At 71.1% G+C, this 14352-nt stretch carries 10 protein-coding genes; 9 read left to right on the top strand and 1 reads right to left on the bottom strand.

Translation table 11 applies throughout. From position 1 onward, the window contains the following. Window positions 1-176 precede the first annotated feature (176 nt). Together ACFWI8_RS27985 and ACFWI8_RS27980 are read left to right on the top strand one after the other, a co-directional pair. Window positions 177-1649, top strand: a complete 1473-nt coding sequence (locus ACFWI8_RS27985) for a glycosyltransferase family 87 protein (protein WP_387096992.1) — start codon at window positions 177-179, stop codon at window positions 1647-1649. Next, on the top strand, window positions 1639-2991 hold the full coding sequence (locus tag ACFWI8_RS27980; RefSeq protein ID WP_387096989.1) for an MFS transporter: 1353 nt from the start codon (window positions 1639-1641) through the stop codon (window positions 2989-2991). The genes ACFWI8_RS27985 and ACFWI8_RS27980 overlap by 11 nt, the downstream gene beginning before the upstream one ends. Here ACFWI8_RS27980 and ACFWI8_RS27975 read toward each other — a convergent pair. Next, complete coding sequence (locus ACFWI8_RS27975; RefSeq protein WP_387096986.1) at window positions 2963-4453, bottom strand: CCA tRNA nucleotidyltransferase; 1491 nt, start codon at window positions 4451-4453, stop codon at window positions 2963-2965. The genes ACFWI8_RS27980 and ACFWI8_RS27975 overlap by 29 nt on opposite strands. 141 nt (window positions 4454-4594) lie before the next feature. Between ACFWI8_RS27975 and ACFWI8_RS27970 the strand changes: the two genes are divergently transcribed. The 7 genes from ACFWI8_RS27970 (at window position 4595) to trxA (ending at window position 14291) form a co-directional block, all read left to right on the top strand. After that, window positions 4595-6943, top strand: coding sequence for a DUF6049 family protein (locus tag ACFWI8_RS27970; protein WP_387096983.1), 2349 nt, complete (start codon window positions 4595-4597; stop codon window positions 6941-6943). Between the two features lie 48 nt (window positions 6944-6991). Then, window positions 6992-9226 (top strand): murein biosynthesis integral membrane protein MurJ, encoded by a 2235-nt coding sequence (murJ, locus tag ACFWI8_RS27965; RefSeq protein ID WP_387096980.1) that lies wholly within the window; start codon window positions 6992-6994, stop codon window positions 9224-9226. A 204-nt stretch (window positions 9227-9430) separates the two neighbouring features. After that, a complete protein-coding gene (locus ACFWI8_RS27960; RefSeq protein WP_387096977.1) occupies window positions 9431-11146 on the top strand; it encodes a protein kinase family protein in 1716 nt (571 codons plus the stop codon). Window positions 11147-11237: 91 nt separating this feature from the next. After that, complete coding sequence (sigM, locus tag ACFWI8_RS27955; RefSeq protein WP_387096974.1) at window positions 11238-11936, top strand: RNA polymerase sigma factor SigM; 699 nt, start codon at window positions 11238-11240, stop codon at window positions 11934-11936. Continuing rightward, complete coding sequence (locus ACFWI8_RS27950; protein WP_387096971.1) at window positions 11933-12814, top strand: hypothetical protein; 882 nt, start codon at window positions 11933-11935, stop codon at window positions 12812-12814. Before sigM ends, ACFWI8_RS27950 begins: the two co-directional genes overlap by 4 nt. A 104-nt stretch (window positions 12815-12918) precedes the next feature. Then, window positions 12919-13887: a thioredoxin-disulfide reductase gene (trxB, locus tag ACFWI8_RS27945; RefSeq protein WP_387096968.1), complete on the top strand. Its 969-nt coding sequence runs from the start codon at window positions 12919-12921 to the stop codon at window positions 13885-13887. Between the two features lie 77 nt (window positions 13888-13964). Next, window positions 13965-14291 carry a thioredoxin gene (gene trxA, locus ACFWI8_RS27940; protein ID WP_387096966.1) on the top strand — a complete coding sequence of 109 codons (327 nt, stop codon included), beginning with the start codon at window positions 13965-13967 and terminating at the stop codon, window positions 14289-14291. The last annotated feature ends 61 nt before the right edge of the window (window positions 14292-14352 follow it).

Raw genomic sequence — 14352 nt, 5'->3', positions numbered from 1 at the left:
GTCGGGGGGGCTCTTTTATTTTTATAACACACTGATGGGGGGGGGCGAAAACCCCCCACCCGGGCGCCGGGCCCGGGGCCCCCCCGCCCCCCTCAAGGGCGCGGGGGGCCGCGGCATGTGCGCGCTTGGTCGTGCCCTGTCCCCCCGACGGCGGCACCGTGGGGCAGGATGTGACCATGTCGCATCCCAACGAGCCGGAGGCCGCACGCCCCACCCTCCAGGACGAGGTGGCGGCCGCCGGCAGCGAGCTGATCGGCGGCCCCGCGGGCCGCCGGGCGGTCTCGTACGGCGGCCGATGGACGCCCGTCCGGGTCGTCGCGCTGCTGGCGATCGGGATGTTCGCCCTCGGCCTCATCCAGAAGGCCCCCTGCTACAACGGCGGCTGGCTCTACGGGGCGACCGACCAGTACGTCCACGCCTGTTACTCGGACATCCCGCACCTCTACAACGGCCGCGGCTTCGGTGACGGCCTCATTCCCTACTTCGACCGCATCCCCCTCGAACTCTCCGGCGACAAGGAGTACCTCGAGTACCCGGTGCTCACCGGCCTCTTCATGCAGGTCGCCGCGTGGCTCACCCCCGGCAGCCTCGGGGACGCGGGGCCGGAGCAGCTCTACTGGTTGGTCAACTCCGGCATGCTGATGGTCTGCGCCGTGATCATCGCCGTCTGCGTCACCCGGACCCACCGCAACCGCCCCTGGGACGGGCTGCTGCTCGCCCTCGCACCGGCGCTGGCCCTCACCGCCACGATCAACTGGGATCTGCTGGCCGTCGCCCTCGTCTGCGGTGCGCTGCTCGCCTGGTCCCGCTCCCGGCCACTGATGGCCGGGGTGCTGATCGGGCTGGCCACGGCCGCGAAGTTCTACCCGGTGCTGCTGCTCGGGCCGCTGCTGCTGCTGTGCTGGCGGGCGGGGCGCTGGCGCGAGCTCGGCATCGCGGTGGCCGGCACGGTGGTCTCCTGGCTGGCGGTGAACCTGCCGGTGATGGCGCTCGCTCCCCGAGGGTGGGCCGAGTTCTACCTCTTCAGCGAGGAGCGCCCCGTCGACTTCGGTTCCTTCTGGCTGATCATCGCGCAGCGCGCCGAGATCACCCTGGACTCGGTCAACCTCTATGCCGCCGTGCTGGTCGCGCTGGGCTGCGCCGGCATCGCGATCCTGGCCCTCACCGCGCCGCGCCGGCCGAGGCTGGCCCAACTGGTGTTCCTGGTGGTGGCCCTCTTCGTGGTCACCAACAAGGTCTACTCGCCGCAGTACGTGCTGTGGCTGATCCCGCTGGCCGTGCTCGCGCGGCCACGCTGGCGCGACTTCCTCATCTGGCAGACCTGCGAGGTGCTCTACTTCCTCGGGATCTGGATGTACCTCGCGCACCTCCACGGCGAGGACAACCAGGGTCTGCCTCAGGGCGGCTATCAACTGGCCGTCGTGATCCATCTGTTGGGCACGCTCTACCTCTGCACCCTGGTGGTGCGCGACGTGCTGCGTCCGGAGCACGACATGGTGCGGATCGACGGCTCCGACGACCCGGGTGGCGGCGTGCTGAACGGCGCCCCCGATGTGTTCTCCCTGGCCCCCAGGCAGCCGGCCCCTCGGGCCACCGCCTACGTCGACTGGGGCGTCGCCCCGGGTGCGGACGTTTCACGTGAAACATGAGAGACCGGAACAGCCGGTATCAGTCCTCGCGGATCTCCGCACCCTGTTGCGTTTCCCCGGATTCCGCCGCCTGCTGACCGTACGGCTGCTGTCCCAGTTCGCCGACGGCGTCTTCCAGGTGGGCCTGGCGGCCTATGTGGTGTTCTCGCCCGAACAACAGACGACGTCCGCCGACATCGCGGCCGCCATGGCCGTGCTGCTGCTGCCGTACTCACTGCTCGGCCCCTTCGCCGGGGTGTTGCTCGACCGCTGGCGCCGGCGCCAGGTGCTGCTGCACGGCAATCTGCTCCGCAGCGGCCTCGCGGTCGTCACCTGCGCCCTGGTGCTGGCCGGCGTGCCGGACTGGCTGTTCTACCTGTCCGCGCTCTCGGTCACCGCCGTCAACCGCTTCATCCTGGCCGGCCTCTCCGCCGCGCTGCCGCTCGTGGTGGACGAGAAGCGGCTGGTGATCGCCAATTCGCTCTCGCCGACCGCCGGCACCATCGCCGCCACGATCGGTGGCGGCACCGGCTTCGTGGTCGGCTTCATCGCCCGCACCCAGGGCATGGAGGACGCCCTGGCGCTGGCGTTCGCCGGAACCGTCTATCTCGCCGCCGGTCTGGCCGCCCTCCGCATGAGCGCCACCCAGCTCGGTCCCCGGGGCGGCGAGGCACCCCCCGGCCTGGGCGCGGCAATCGCCTCCACGGCCCGCGGCCTGGTCCGCGGTCTCGGACACCTCGCCCACCGCCCGGCCGCCTCCTGGTCGCTCGGCGCGGTGGGCCTGATGCGGTTCTGCTACGGCTCCCTGCTGGTCATGGTGCTGATGCTCTCCCGCTATGCCTGGGCGGACGGCGACGAGGAACAGGGGATGGCCTGGCTCGGCCTGGTGGTCGGCGCCTCCGCCGCGGGATTCTTCGTGGCGGCCCTCATCACCCCCTGGGCGGTCTCCCGACTCGGCGGCTTCGGCTGGTACGCGGGCTGCGCCGGGCTGGCCGCCGTGCTGGTCCCCTCCCTCGGCTTCTCCTTCCGCCCGGCGCCGATGATGATCGCGGCCTTTCTGTTGGGCCTGGTGACCCAGAGCACCAAGATCGTGACGGACACCGTGGTGCAGTCCTCGGTCGACGACGGCTACCGAGGACGGGTCTTCTCGCTCTACGACATGCTGTTCAACATCGCCTTCGTCGGCTCGGCGGGGTTGTCCGCGCTGATGCTGCCGCTCGACGGCCGCTCCCCGATACTGCTGGCGACCGTCTCCGCGATCTATGCCATCACCGCGCTGATCGTCTCCAGGTTGCGCAGGACGGTCGTTTCACGTGAAACAGTCGAAACGGCGCTCAGCCCTGGGCAGCCCACCAGTCCTTGAGGGCGGCCACCGCGGCCTCGTGACCGAGCGGGCCGTTCTCCAGACGCAGCTCCAGCAGGTGGCGGTATGCCTTGCCGACCTCGGGGCCGGGGCGGATGTCGAGGATCTTCATGATCTCGTTGCCGTCGAGGTCGGGGCGGATGGCGTCCAGCTCCTCCTGCTGCCTGAGCCGCTCAATGCGCTCCTCCAGACCGTCGTAGGCGCGGGAGAGCGCGAGAGCCTTGCGCTTGTTGCGCGTGGTGCAGTCGGAGCGCGTCAGCTTGTGGAGCCGGTCCAGCAGCGGGCCCGCGTCCCGTACATAGCGGCGGACGGCGGAGTCGGTCCACTCACCGGTGCCATAGCCGTGGAAGCGCAGATGCAGTTCCACCAGCCGCGACACGTCCTTGATCATGTCGTTGGGGTACTTGAGCTTGGTCATCCGCTGCTTGGTCATCTTGGCCCCCACCACCTCGTGGTGGTGGAACGAGACCCGACCATCGCCCTCGAAGCGCCGCGTCCGGGGCTTGCCGATGTCGTGCAGCAGGGCGGCCAGGCGCAGCACCAGGTCCGGCCTTCCGCCCTCCAGGGCGATGGCCTGCTCCAGCACGGTCAGGCTGTGCTCGTAGACGTCCTTGTGCCGGTGGTGCTCGTCCCGCTCCAGCCGCAGCGCCGGCACCTCCGGCAGCACCCGCTGGGCCAGACCGGTGTCCACCAGCAGCGAGATCCCCTTGCGGGGGTGGTCGCTGAGCAGCAGCTTGTTCAACTCGTCCCGGACCCGCTCGGCGGAGACGATGTCGATCCGCTCCCCCATGGCCTCCATGGCCGCCCTGACCGGCTCCGCCACCGTGAAGTCCAGCTGGGCGGCGAAGCGCGCGGCCCTGAGCATGCGCAGCGGATCGTCGGAGAAGGAGGCCTCCGGGGTGCCCGGGGTGCGGAGCACCCGACGGGCCAGGTCGGTCAGCCCGTTGTGCGGATCGATGAACTCCTTGCGGGGCAGCGCGACAGCCATCGCGTTGACGGTGAAGTCCCGACGCACCAGGTCCTCTTCGAGAGAATCTCCGTAGACCACCTCGGGCTTGCGGGAGTCCCGGTCGTACGCCTCGGACCGGTAGGTGGTGATCTCCAGCCGGTAGTCACGCGGCGGCTCCCCCCCGGCGGTCGCGGGGGCGCTCTTGCGGCAGCCCACGGTGCCGAAGGCGATACCCACCTCCCAGACGGCGTCCGCCCAGGGCCGGACGATCCGGAGCACGTCCTCCGGACGGGCGTCCGTGGTGAAGTCGAGATCGTTGCCGAGCCGCCCCAGCAGGGCATCCCGTACCGATCCACCGACGAGGGCAAGCGAGAACCCCGCACGCTCGAAGCGCGCGGCGAGATCGTCGGCGACGGGGGACACCCTCAACAACTCCCCCACGGCACGCCGCTGGACCTGGCTCAGCTCCGTCGAGGAGGGCTGGGAGTACGTGTCTTTGCTGTCGTTCGGCACAACAGCACAGGGTACGTGCCCGGCCGCGCCCCCAAGCCCCGGGCGGCCCCCGTCCTCGATGGGCACGGAGGCGGGCAGATCATCGTTACCATGAGGGCGGCTTGGCGGAGACGCGGCACGAATGAGGAACGGGGCTGACGCGTGGCAGAGGTCGCAGGGACGATGTCCTGCACCCGTGCGAACCGGCGGCTGAGCGGGCGGCGCCGCCGGCGGCTGGCCTCCCTGGTCGCCACGATCGCCGCGGTACCGCTGCTGACCGGTCTTGGCCAGGATCCAGCCCAGGCGGCGCCCCACTCCCGTGCCGAGGAGATCGGCACCGGCGACCGCACCGCCACCGTCGCGATCACTCATGTCGACCCGGCGCTGCCCAGCGCCGACGACGACATCACCATCAGCGGCACGATCACCAACGAGGGCGACTCCGCCATCGTGGACAGTTCGGTCGCGGCCCGCCAGGGGGTGCCGCTCTCCAGCCGCAGCGCCATCGACGAATCCGTCTCCAGGACCGGCTTCGACAACGCCTCCGACGGCCAGATAGTGCGCGACCACGGCCAGGACATCGGTGACATCGCCCCGGGGATGTCCCGCACCTTCTCCCTCGAGATCCCGGTCTCCGAACTGGCACTGGGCGAGGACGGTGTCTACCAGCTCGGCGTCACGCTGATCGGCCAGACCGAGAGCGCCCGCTGGAACGACAACCTGGGCATCGGCCGGACCCTGCTGTCCTGGCAGCCCGACGGCCGGAACGAGTCCACCGCCCAGACCGGGCTCACGGTCCTGTGGCCACTGATCTCCGGCACCCACCTCACCGCCCAGACGGGCTCCGACGAGGTGCAGACGCCGGTCTTCCGGGACGACACCCTGCTCGACGAGATCTCGCCCGGCGGCCGGCTGTACCAGATGGTCACCCTGGGCGCCGATCTCCCCGTCACCTGGGTCATCGACCCCGACCTGCTGGCCTCGGTCGACGCCATGCGCGAGGCGTACCAGGTCCCCGGCGAGGACGGGGACCTGGTCAGCGGCACGGGTCAGGAGGAGGCGCGGGCCTTCCTCGCCGAGTTGCGGGACGCCGTGCGCGGCGACGAGGTGGTGGCACTCCCCTTCGCCGACCCCGACCTGGCCTCGCTGGCCCACCGGGGGATGGACGTGCAGGGCGCGCTGGGACAGCTCAGGACCGCCACCGACACGGCGCCGGTCACCATCGAGACCGTGCTCAACACGGAGGTCCGGCTCAACACCCGGATCGCCTGGCCCGTGAACGGCGCCATCGATCCGGACATCGTCTCCGCGGCCACCTCGGCCGGCGCGGACCAGATCATCACCCGCAGCGACAGCCTCCGCAACGGGGACTCCCTCTCCTACACCCCCACCGCGGCCCGTCCCATCGGCGGCGGCACCACCGCCATCGTCGCGGACGAGCGGCTCTCCACCCTCTTCGAGGGCGACATGACCCGGACCGGCAGCGCCTCGCTGGCCGGGCAGGAGCTCCTGGCCCAGACCATGGCGATCAGCCAGCAGGAACCGGGCCTGGAGCGCTCCATCGTCATGGCCCCGCAGCGGATGCCCACCAGCGACCAGGCCGAGGCCATGGCGTCCGCGCTCGCCACCCTGCAGGACCGGGGCGACTGGGTACGCTTCCTCGACCTCTCCGAGGCCGCCGAGGCCACCCCGGACCCCGCCGCCAACCAGCGGGTGCCCTCCGCCGACGCCTACCCCCAGGAGCTCCGCGACCAGGAGCTGCCCACCAGCGCCTTCCAGTCCATGCGGGACACCAAGCGCACCCTGGACGACTTCACGGTGATCCTCACCGAACCGCACCGGGTCACCGTGCCCTTCGGGAACGCGATCCACCGCGAGATGTCCGCCTCCTGGCGCGGCAGCCAGCAGGCGGCCGCCGACTTCCGGAGCCGGGTACAGGGCGAGATCACCGGCCTCACCCAGCAGGTCCACCTGATCCCCAAGGCCGACATCACCCTCTCCGGCCGCAGCGCCACCATCCCCGTCACGGTCCAGAACAACCTGGTGCAGGACGTGCAGGGGCTCGTGCTACGGCTCGACTCGAGCCGCAGGCTCGGCCTGGAGGTCGGTGAGGCCCAGCCCGTCGTGATCGGCAGCGGGCACAGCCAGTCTGTCAAGTTCTCCACCACCGCCAACGCCAACGGCCCGGTCAGCCTGACCGCGCAGCTCTACACGGCCGACGGCAAGCCCTACGGGGAGCCCATGCGCTTCCAGGCCGACGTCACGTCCATCACCTCCCAGGTGATGATGGTGATCGCCGGCGGCCTGCTGCTCGTGGTACTCGCCGGCATCCGGATGTACACCCAGCGCAAGCGCGCGGCCGGGGCGCAGGACGAGGACGAGGACGAGGAGCCCGAGGAGGTGCTGGTCGAGGCGTCCGCGGACTCCTCCCGGGGTGAGAGCACCGCCGACACCGGTGCACGCGGCGGCGCCACCTCCTCCGTGGGTGAGAAGCTGGACCCCGGCACATGAGCCGCCAGCCGGAGGGGCCGGCCCGTGAATCCTTGAGGTGGGGTAGCGATGCAAGCGCCGTACGACCGTGATCGCGGCCAGGCGCCGGGTGGCAGCGATCCGTCCGGCTGGCAGGGCGATCAGCACGGCCAGCCCGGTCCCCAGGGCGCCCAGGCCCCCCAGGGTTACCCCGAGGGCTACGACCCCGCCGCCTACCACCACCAGCAGCAGCACCAACCACAGCACCAACCACAGCAGCCGTACGGCGGGCAGCCCCAGGCGCCCGGCGGCTACGGCTCCCCCTACGGCCAGCAGCAGGGCGGCTACCCACCGGCCCCACAGCAGCAGCACCAGCACCAGCACCAGCCGCACCCGCAGCAGCAGGGCTACGGCCAGCAACCCCAGCAGTGGGCCCCCGGCGGCTCCTACCAGGACCAGGGCGGTTACGGCGGCACCGAGGGACTGACCGGCCAGCCGGGCCAGCAACCCCGAGGGGCCGCCGACGACGACGCCTTCGCCTACCTCTTCCGCGATCAGCAACAGGCCGCCCCACGGCAGCAGAACCGGCCACAGGCCCCGTCCGGCCCCCAGCCGAGCCCGCAGCCGGCGCCCGCCGAGGCGGCGCCCACGCCGCCGCCACCGCCCGCCGCCTCCGCCAAGCGCCAGGGACGCGCCGCCAGCCTGCTGAAGTCGAGCGCCGTCATGGCCGCCGGCACCCTCGTCTCCCGGATCACCGGCTTCGTCCGGCAGCTGGTCACCGTGGCCGCCCTCGGCGCGGCCGTCCTCGGCGACACCTACACCGTCGCCTGGGCCCTGCCCTCGATGATCTACTTCCTGATCATCGGCGGTGGCCTCAACTCCGTCTTCGTGCCGCAGCTCGTGCGCGCCATGAAGAACGACCCGGACGGCGGCGACGCCTACGCCAACCGACTGCTCACCGTCGTCATGGCGGCCCTCGCCGCCCTGGTCATCGCCGGCATGCTGGCCGCCCCGCTGCTGGTCAGCATGCAGTCGCCCTCGATCGCCGACGACCCGGCCGCCAACGAGGTGACCGTCACCTTCGCGCGGTACTTCCTGCCGACCATCTTCTTCACCGGCGTCTACACGGTGATCGGGCAGATCCTCAACGCCCGCGACCACTTCGGACCGATGATGTGGACCCCGGTCCTCAACAACATCGTCGTCATCTTCACCTTCGGGATGTTCCTCTGGGTCTACGGCACCCAGGACAGCTCGGGCCTCACCGAGGACACCATCAGCGCCGAGGGGGTCCGGCTGCTGGGCGTGGGCACCCTCCTCGGCCTCGTCGTCCAGGCCGGCGCCATGATCCCCTACCTGCGCGCCGCCGGCTTCCGCATCCGTCCCCGCTTCGACTGGCGCGGCCACGGCCTCGGCAAGGCCGCCACCATGGCCAAGTGGACGGTCTTCTTCGTACTGGCCAACCAGGCCGCCCTGCTGGTCGTCACCCAGCTCTCCACCGCGGCCGGCCAGCGCGCCGCCGACGCCGGCTTCGAGGGCACCGGCTTCATCGCCTACAACAGCACCCTGCTGATCTGGCAGATGCCCCAGGCCATCATCACCGTCTCGGTGATGGCGGCCCTGCTGCCCAGGCTCTCCCGCTCCGCGGCCGACGGCGACACCGCCGCGGTCCGCGACGACCTGTCCCACGGCCTGCGCACCTCGGCCGTGGCCATCGTCCCCATCGCCTTCGCCTTCGTGGCCCTCGGCCTCCCGATGTGCACCCTGCTCTTCGGCTCGGGCGGCGATGAGAGCGCCCGCTCCTTCGGCTACATCCTCATGGCCTTCGGCCTCGGCCTCATCCCCTACTCCGCCCAGTACGTCGTGCTGCGCGCCTTCTACGCCTACGAGGACACCCGCACCCCCTTCTACAACACGGTGATCGTCTCGATCGGCTGGATCGTCCTGTCCCTGATCAGCTACGCGATCCTCCCCGACCGCTGGGTCGTCGCCGGCATCGCCTTCAGCTACGGCATCGCCTACGCCCTGGGCGTCGGCATCGCGTGGCGCCGGCTCCGCCTCCGGCTGCGCACCGATCTGGACGGCGCCCGCATCGTGCGGACCTACATCCGGCTCTCCGGCGCCAGCGTCCCCGCGGCCCTGCTCGGCGGCGCCGCCGGTTTCGCCCTGCTGCGCGCCCTCGGCACCGGCCTGATCGGCTCCCTGGCCGCCCTCACGGTGGGCGGCGCGGTCCTGCTGGCCGTCTTCTACCTCGCGGCCCGCCGGATGCGTGTCGAGGAGCTCACGGGCCTCGTGGGCATGGTTCGCTCCCGGCTCGGCCGCTGATCGGCCCATCTCATGCTGTTCCCACACGAAGATCCCCGGCGTCCGCCGGATCATCGCAGGCTGGGCCCGGTGGCGACACCGTTCGGCCACACGCCGTACAACCTCCGCCCGTACTCACATGTCGTGCAGGGTGGCGGACTACCGGCACAATGAATCTGGCAGTGTCAATAGCCCACAGCCGAGAACGGGGAGGCGGAACCCACGGTGGCCGAACGGAGCACGGCGACTAGCCCTCCACAGCAACCGGCGAGCACCGAGCACGCCACGGACGCCGAGAGCGCCGAGAAGGCGGACACCACGACGATCGCCCTGACAACGGGATCGGGTGCCACGGCGGCGAAGGCGGACCAGGCGAGCAAGGAGAGAGCCGAGCGGCCCCGAACGGTCGAGCTGCACAGTGGTCACCGCCTCGCCAAGCGCTACCGACTCGAGGAGTGCATCACCCGACTTGACGGCTTCAGCAGCTGGCGTGCGGTGGACGAGAAGCTGCGGCGCGCGGTGGGCGTCCACGTCCTCCCGGCCGACCACGAGCGGGCGCCCAAGGTGCTCGCCGCGGCCCGCGCGGCGGCGCTGCTCGGCGACCCCAAGTTCGTCCAGGTCCTCGACGCCGTCGAGGAGCACGGGCTGGTCCACGTCATCCACGAGTGGCTGCCCGACGCCACCCCGCTCAGCACCGTCCTCGCCAGCAGCTCCCTCAACGCCCACGAGGCATACGCGCTCGCCAGCCAGGTCGCCCAGGCCATGGCCGCCGCCCATCGCAAGGAGCTGGCCCACCTCCGGCTCACCCCCGCCACCGTGCTGCGCACCGGCCCCGGCCAGTTCCGCATCCGCGGCCTCGCCGTCGACGCCGCGCTGCGCGGCATCACCTCGGACACCCCCAAGCGCACCGACACCGAGGCCATCGGCGCGCTGCTCTACGCCGCGCTGACCCAGCGCTGGCCCTACTCCGAGGGGGCCTACGGCCTCAGCGGCGTCGCGGGGCTCAGCAAGGGCTCCCGGGACTCCCTGGTCACCCCGGACCAGCTCCGCGCCGGAGTGCACCGCGGGCTCTCGGAGATCGCCATGCGAGCCCTGGTCAACGAGGGCGCCACGGCGACCAGCCAGAAGCCACCCTTCACCAGCCCCGAGGAGATCGGGCAGGCGCTGGGGGAGTTGCCTCGGATCCGCCCCCCGGAGGACACCCCGACCGGCATCGCCGGCTTCCAGCGCACCACCTACCAACGCGGCACCCTCGCCAACAACCGCCCGCTGCCATCCACCGCGGCACGCCCGCCAGCGCCCCCGGAGCCGGCCCTGCCCGGCCGCACCGGCGCCGCCCTCAAGTGGGGCGTCTCGGCCCTGCTGATCGCCGCCCTCGGCCTGGGCAGCTGGCAGCTGGCCGACGCGCTGCTGAAGGGCGACAACCCGCCGCCCGAGACCTCCGACCCCACCGGCCCCGCCGTCCAGGAAGAGGAGACCGAGCCGCCGGCGCCCGAGCCGGTCACGGTGTCCGACGTCGTCGAGTTCAACCCCGGTCCCGGCGGCAACAGCCAGAACCCGGAGATGGTCCCCAACGTCTTCGACGGCGACCCCGACACCATCTGGCAGACCAACCACTACGTCGGCGCCGGCTTCGGCAACCTCAAGGAGGGCCTGGGCCTCGTCCTCGACCTCGGCGAGCCGCAGACCGTCAGCTCCCTCACCGTCAACGCGGTGGGCGACACCCCCCTGCAGTTCCGGGTCGCCGACCCCGACGTGACCGACATGCCCACCGCGCTCGACGACTTCTCCACGGTCGCCGAGGGCACCGGCGAGGACCTCACGCTCACGGCCGAGGAACCAATCGAGACACAGTTCGTGCTCGTCTGGCTAACCGACCTGCCCGTCGGTGACGATGGCAAATATCGTGGCCGCATCGCCGAGATCTTCGTATCAGGCTGACCGCGCGGCCCCGACCCGAGGGCCCGCGGCCGCCATCCGGCGACCACCGACCACAACGACGGCAGAGCAGGCACAGAGGGGAGGGCCCGGCGTGGGCAGACGCGTGCCGGAGGGGCCGGCCGTCGACTCCGACGACGAACTACTGGCTCGGCACGCCGCAGGCGATCCCGACGCCTTCTCGGAGCTGGTCCGCCGCCACCGGGACCGGCTCTGGGCCGTAGCCCTACGGACCCTCGGGGACCGCGAGGAGGCGGCCGACGCCCTCCAGGACGCCTTCGTCTCGGCCTACCGCGCCGCACACACCTTCCGCGGCCAGGCGGCCGTCACCACCTGGCTGCACCGGATCACCGTCAACGCCTGCCTGGACCGCATCCGTCGGGCCAACAGCCGCAAGACCGCGCCCATGCCGGAGCCAGAGCGCCTCGAGGACCTGCTGGAGCCGCACGAGTCGGCCGCCGCCCCCGCCGAGCGCCAGGACCTCCGTCGCGAGCTGCGCACCGCCCTGGACGAGCTACCGGCCGAGCAGCGGGCCGCGCTGGTCCTCGTCGACATGCAGGGCTATCCCGTGGCCGAGGCCGCACGCATCCTGGACACCCCCGTCGGCACCATCAAGAGCCGCTGTGCCCGCGGCAGAGCCCGGCTCCTGCCTCTGCTACGCCACCTCCGTCCCCGCGCCTCCGATGACGAGGGTCCCCCCGAGAGGAACCAGTCACCGGACACATCCGTCCCACCTCCAAGGAAGACGGGCGAAATCAGGAGAGCCAGGCGGGGAGGAGGCGGAAGCTCATGAACAACACTCACCCGGACCCCGCCGAGATCGCGGCACTCGACGAGGACCTACTGAGCGAGCCCGAGGCCGATGCCCTACGGGACCACCTCGCCGGCTGCGCCTCCTGCGCCGAGATCCACGCCGACCTCCTCGCCCTCCGCGAAGAGCTCAGGGCACTCCCCGCGCCCTCCATCCCCGACGATGTCGCGGCCCGCATCGACGCGGCCCTCGCCGCCGAAGCCGCCGCCGTTTCACGTGAAACAGAAGAGCCCGAGCCGGCGGAACGTGAAACAGAGCAGCCGACGGCGACGCCCCTTCCCGTGCCCCGGCCCCGCTGGCCCCGCATGGCCCTGGCCGCCGTGGGAGCCATCGTCGCGGTGGGGCTCGGCGCCCTCCTCACCCAGCCCTTCATCAGCCAGTCCACGCAGCAGGATGGGGCCGCCAGCGCCGAGGAAGCCGACGAGGACGCCGCCGCCCTGGCTACGGAGCCCCTGGAGGATCAGGTCAGGGAGCTCCTCGCCGAGACGGAGGACGCGCCCGGCACCCTGTCCACGATGGAGGGCACGGAGGGGGGTCTCGCCGATCCCTCACCGGAGAGCGCCAGCGGCGCGGAGGAGCCGTCCGAGGGCGCCGAAGATGAGTCCGGGGCGGTGACGCCCCAGGAGGCGGAGCCAGTGACGGATGTGCCCTCGTGCGTGGAGGACGCCATCGGCCGGCAGGAGGCCCCCCTGGCCGCCGAGGAAGAGGACTACGGAGGCGTCGACGCCTATCTGGTGGTCTTTCGGCACACCGCCGACCCCGAGCGGGTGGACGCCTACGTGGTGGACGCCGACTGTGTCAGCGCCACCCCGCCGGCCTCGGGCGAGATCCTGGTCCAGCAGAGCTACCCGCTGGAGTAGCCCCGGGTCTTCCTGCCGGGAATGTCTGGGACCCTAGGATCCGTTACTGGACTGAGGGTCTCCACCGAGCCCCGGCCGTCCCATCCGAGACAAGGAAGATTCCCGTGAGCGACGTCCGCAACGTGATCATCATCGGCTCCGGACCCGCGGGCTATACCGCCGCGCTCTACACCGCACGTGCATCGCTCAACCCGCTGGTCTTCGAAGGGGCGGTCACCGCGGGCGGCGCCTTGATGAACACCACCGAGGTGGAGAACTTCCCCGGCTTCCGGGACGGGATCATGGGCCCGGACCTGATGGACAACATGCGGGCCCAGGCCGAGCGCTTCGGCGCCGAGCTGATCCCCGACGACATCGTCGAGGTCGACCTCAGCGGGGAGATCAAGAAGGTCACCGACACGGCCGGCACGGTGCACCAGGCGCGGGCGGTCATCGTGACCACCGGCTCCCAGCACCGCAAGCTGGGGCTGCCGGGCGAGGACGAGCTCTCCGGTCGGGGCGTCTCCTACTGCGCCACCTGTGACGGCTTCTTCTTCAAGGAGCACGACATCGCCGTCATCGGCGGCGGCGACACGGCGATGGAGGAGGCCACCTTCCTGAGCCGCTTCGCCCGCACGGTCACCATCGTCCACCGCCGGGACACCCTGCGAGCCTCCAAGGCCATGCAGGAGCGGGCCTTCGCCGACCCCAAGATCAAGTTCATCTGGGACAGCGAAGTCTCCGAAATCCACGGCACGGACGGCAAGCTCTCCGGGCTGACCCTCCGCAACACCCGCACCGGCGAGACCTCCGCCCTCCCGGTGACCGGTCTCTTCGTCGCCATCGGGCACGACCCGCGAGTGGAGCTGTTCAAGGGTCAGCTGGAGCTGGACGCCGAAGGCTACCTGCGGGTGGAGTCGCCGACGACCCGCACCAACCTCCCCGGCGTCTTCGCCGCCGGCGATGTCGTGGACCACAGCTACCGCCAGGCCATCACCGCCGCCGGCACCGGCTGCTCCGCCGCGCTCGACGCCGAGCGGTACCTGGCCGCCCTGGCCGATGCCGAGAACATCACCTCGGACGTCCAGGTCTGACGGCCACCCCAGCCACCATCCCCCGACTTCACCCACGACCCCCCACCGACACGCAACACGAGCTAAGGAGAAGCACCATGGCCGGTGCCACCGTAACCGCCACCGACGCCGACTTCGAGGAGAAGGTCCTCAAGAGCGACAAGCCGGTGCTGGTCGACTTCTGGGCCGAGTGGTGCGGTCCCTGCCGCATGATCGCCCCCTCCCTTGAGGCGATCGCCGCCGAGCACAAGGACAAGATCACCATCGTCAAGCTCAACATCGACGAGAACCCGGCCACGGCGGCTCGCTACGGGATCATGTCCATCCCGACCATGAACGTCTACCAGAACGGCGACGTCGTGAAGACCATCGTCGGCGCCAAGCCGAAGGCCGCGCTGGAGCGCGACCTCAGCGACTACCTCTGATCGGCACGGCATCTGATCGATGACGGAGGGCCCTGCGGCGGGAAGGGACAACAGACCCCCC

Origin of the sequence: Streptomyces sp. NPDC127098 (assembly GCF_042722465.1) — a bacterium.
Lineage (GTDB): Bacteria > Actinomycetota > Actinomycetes > Streptomycetales > Streptomycetaceae > Streptomyces > Streptomyces millisiae.
Note: the sequence above shows the minus strand (reverse complement) of the source record. Positions and strands in the feature narration are given on the sequence as shown.

What these genes read in the sequence shown, in the direction of transcription:
- trxA (WP_387096966.1), top strand. Translation starts at nt 13,965, where the DNA reads ATGGCCGGTGCCACCGTAACCGCCACCGACGCCGACTTCGAGGAGAAG.
- ACFWI8_RS27950 (WP_387096971.1), top strand. Translation starts at nt 11,933, where the DNA reads ATGAACAACACTCACCCGGACCCCGCCGAGATCGCGGCACTCGACGAG.
- ACFWI8_RS27985 (WP_387096992.1), top strand. Translation starts at nt 177, where the DNA reads ATGTCGCATCCCAACGAGCCGGAGGCCGCACGCCCCACCCTCCAGGAC.
- murJ (WP_387096980.1), top strand. Translation starts at nt 6,992, where the DNA reads ATGCAAGCGCCGTACGACCGTGATCGCGGCCAGGCGCCGGGTGGCAGC.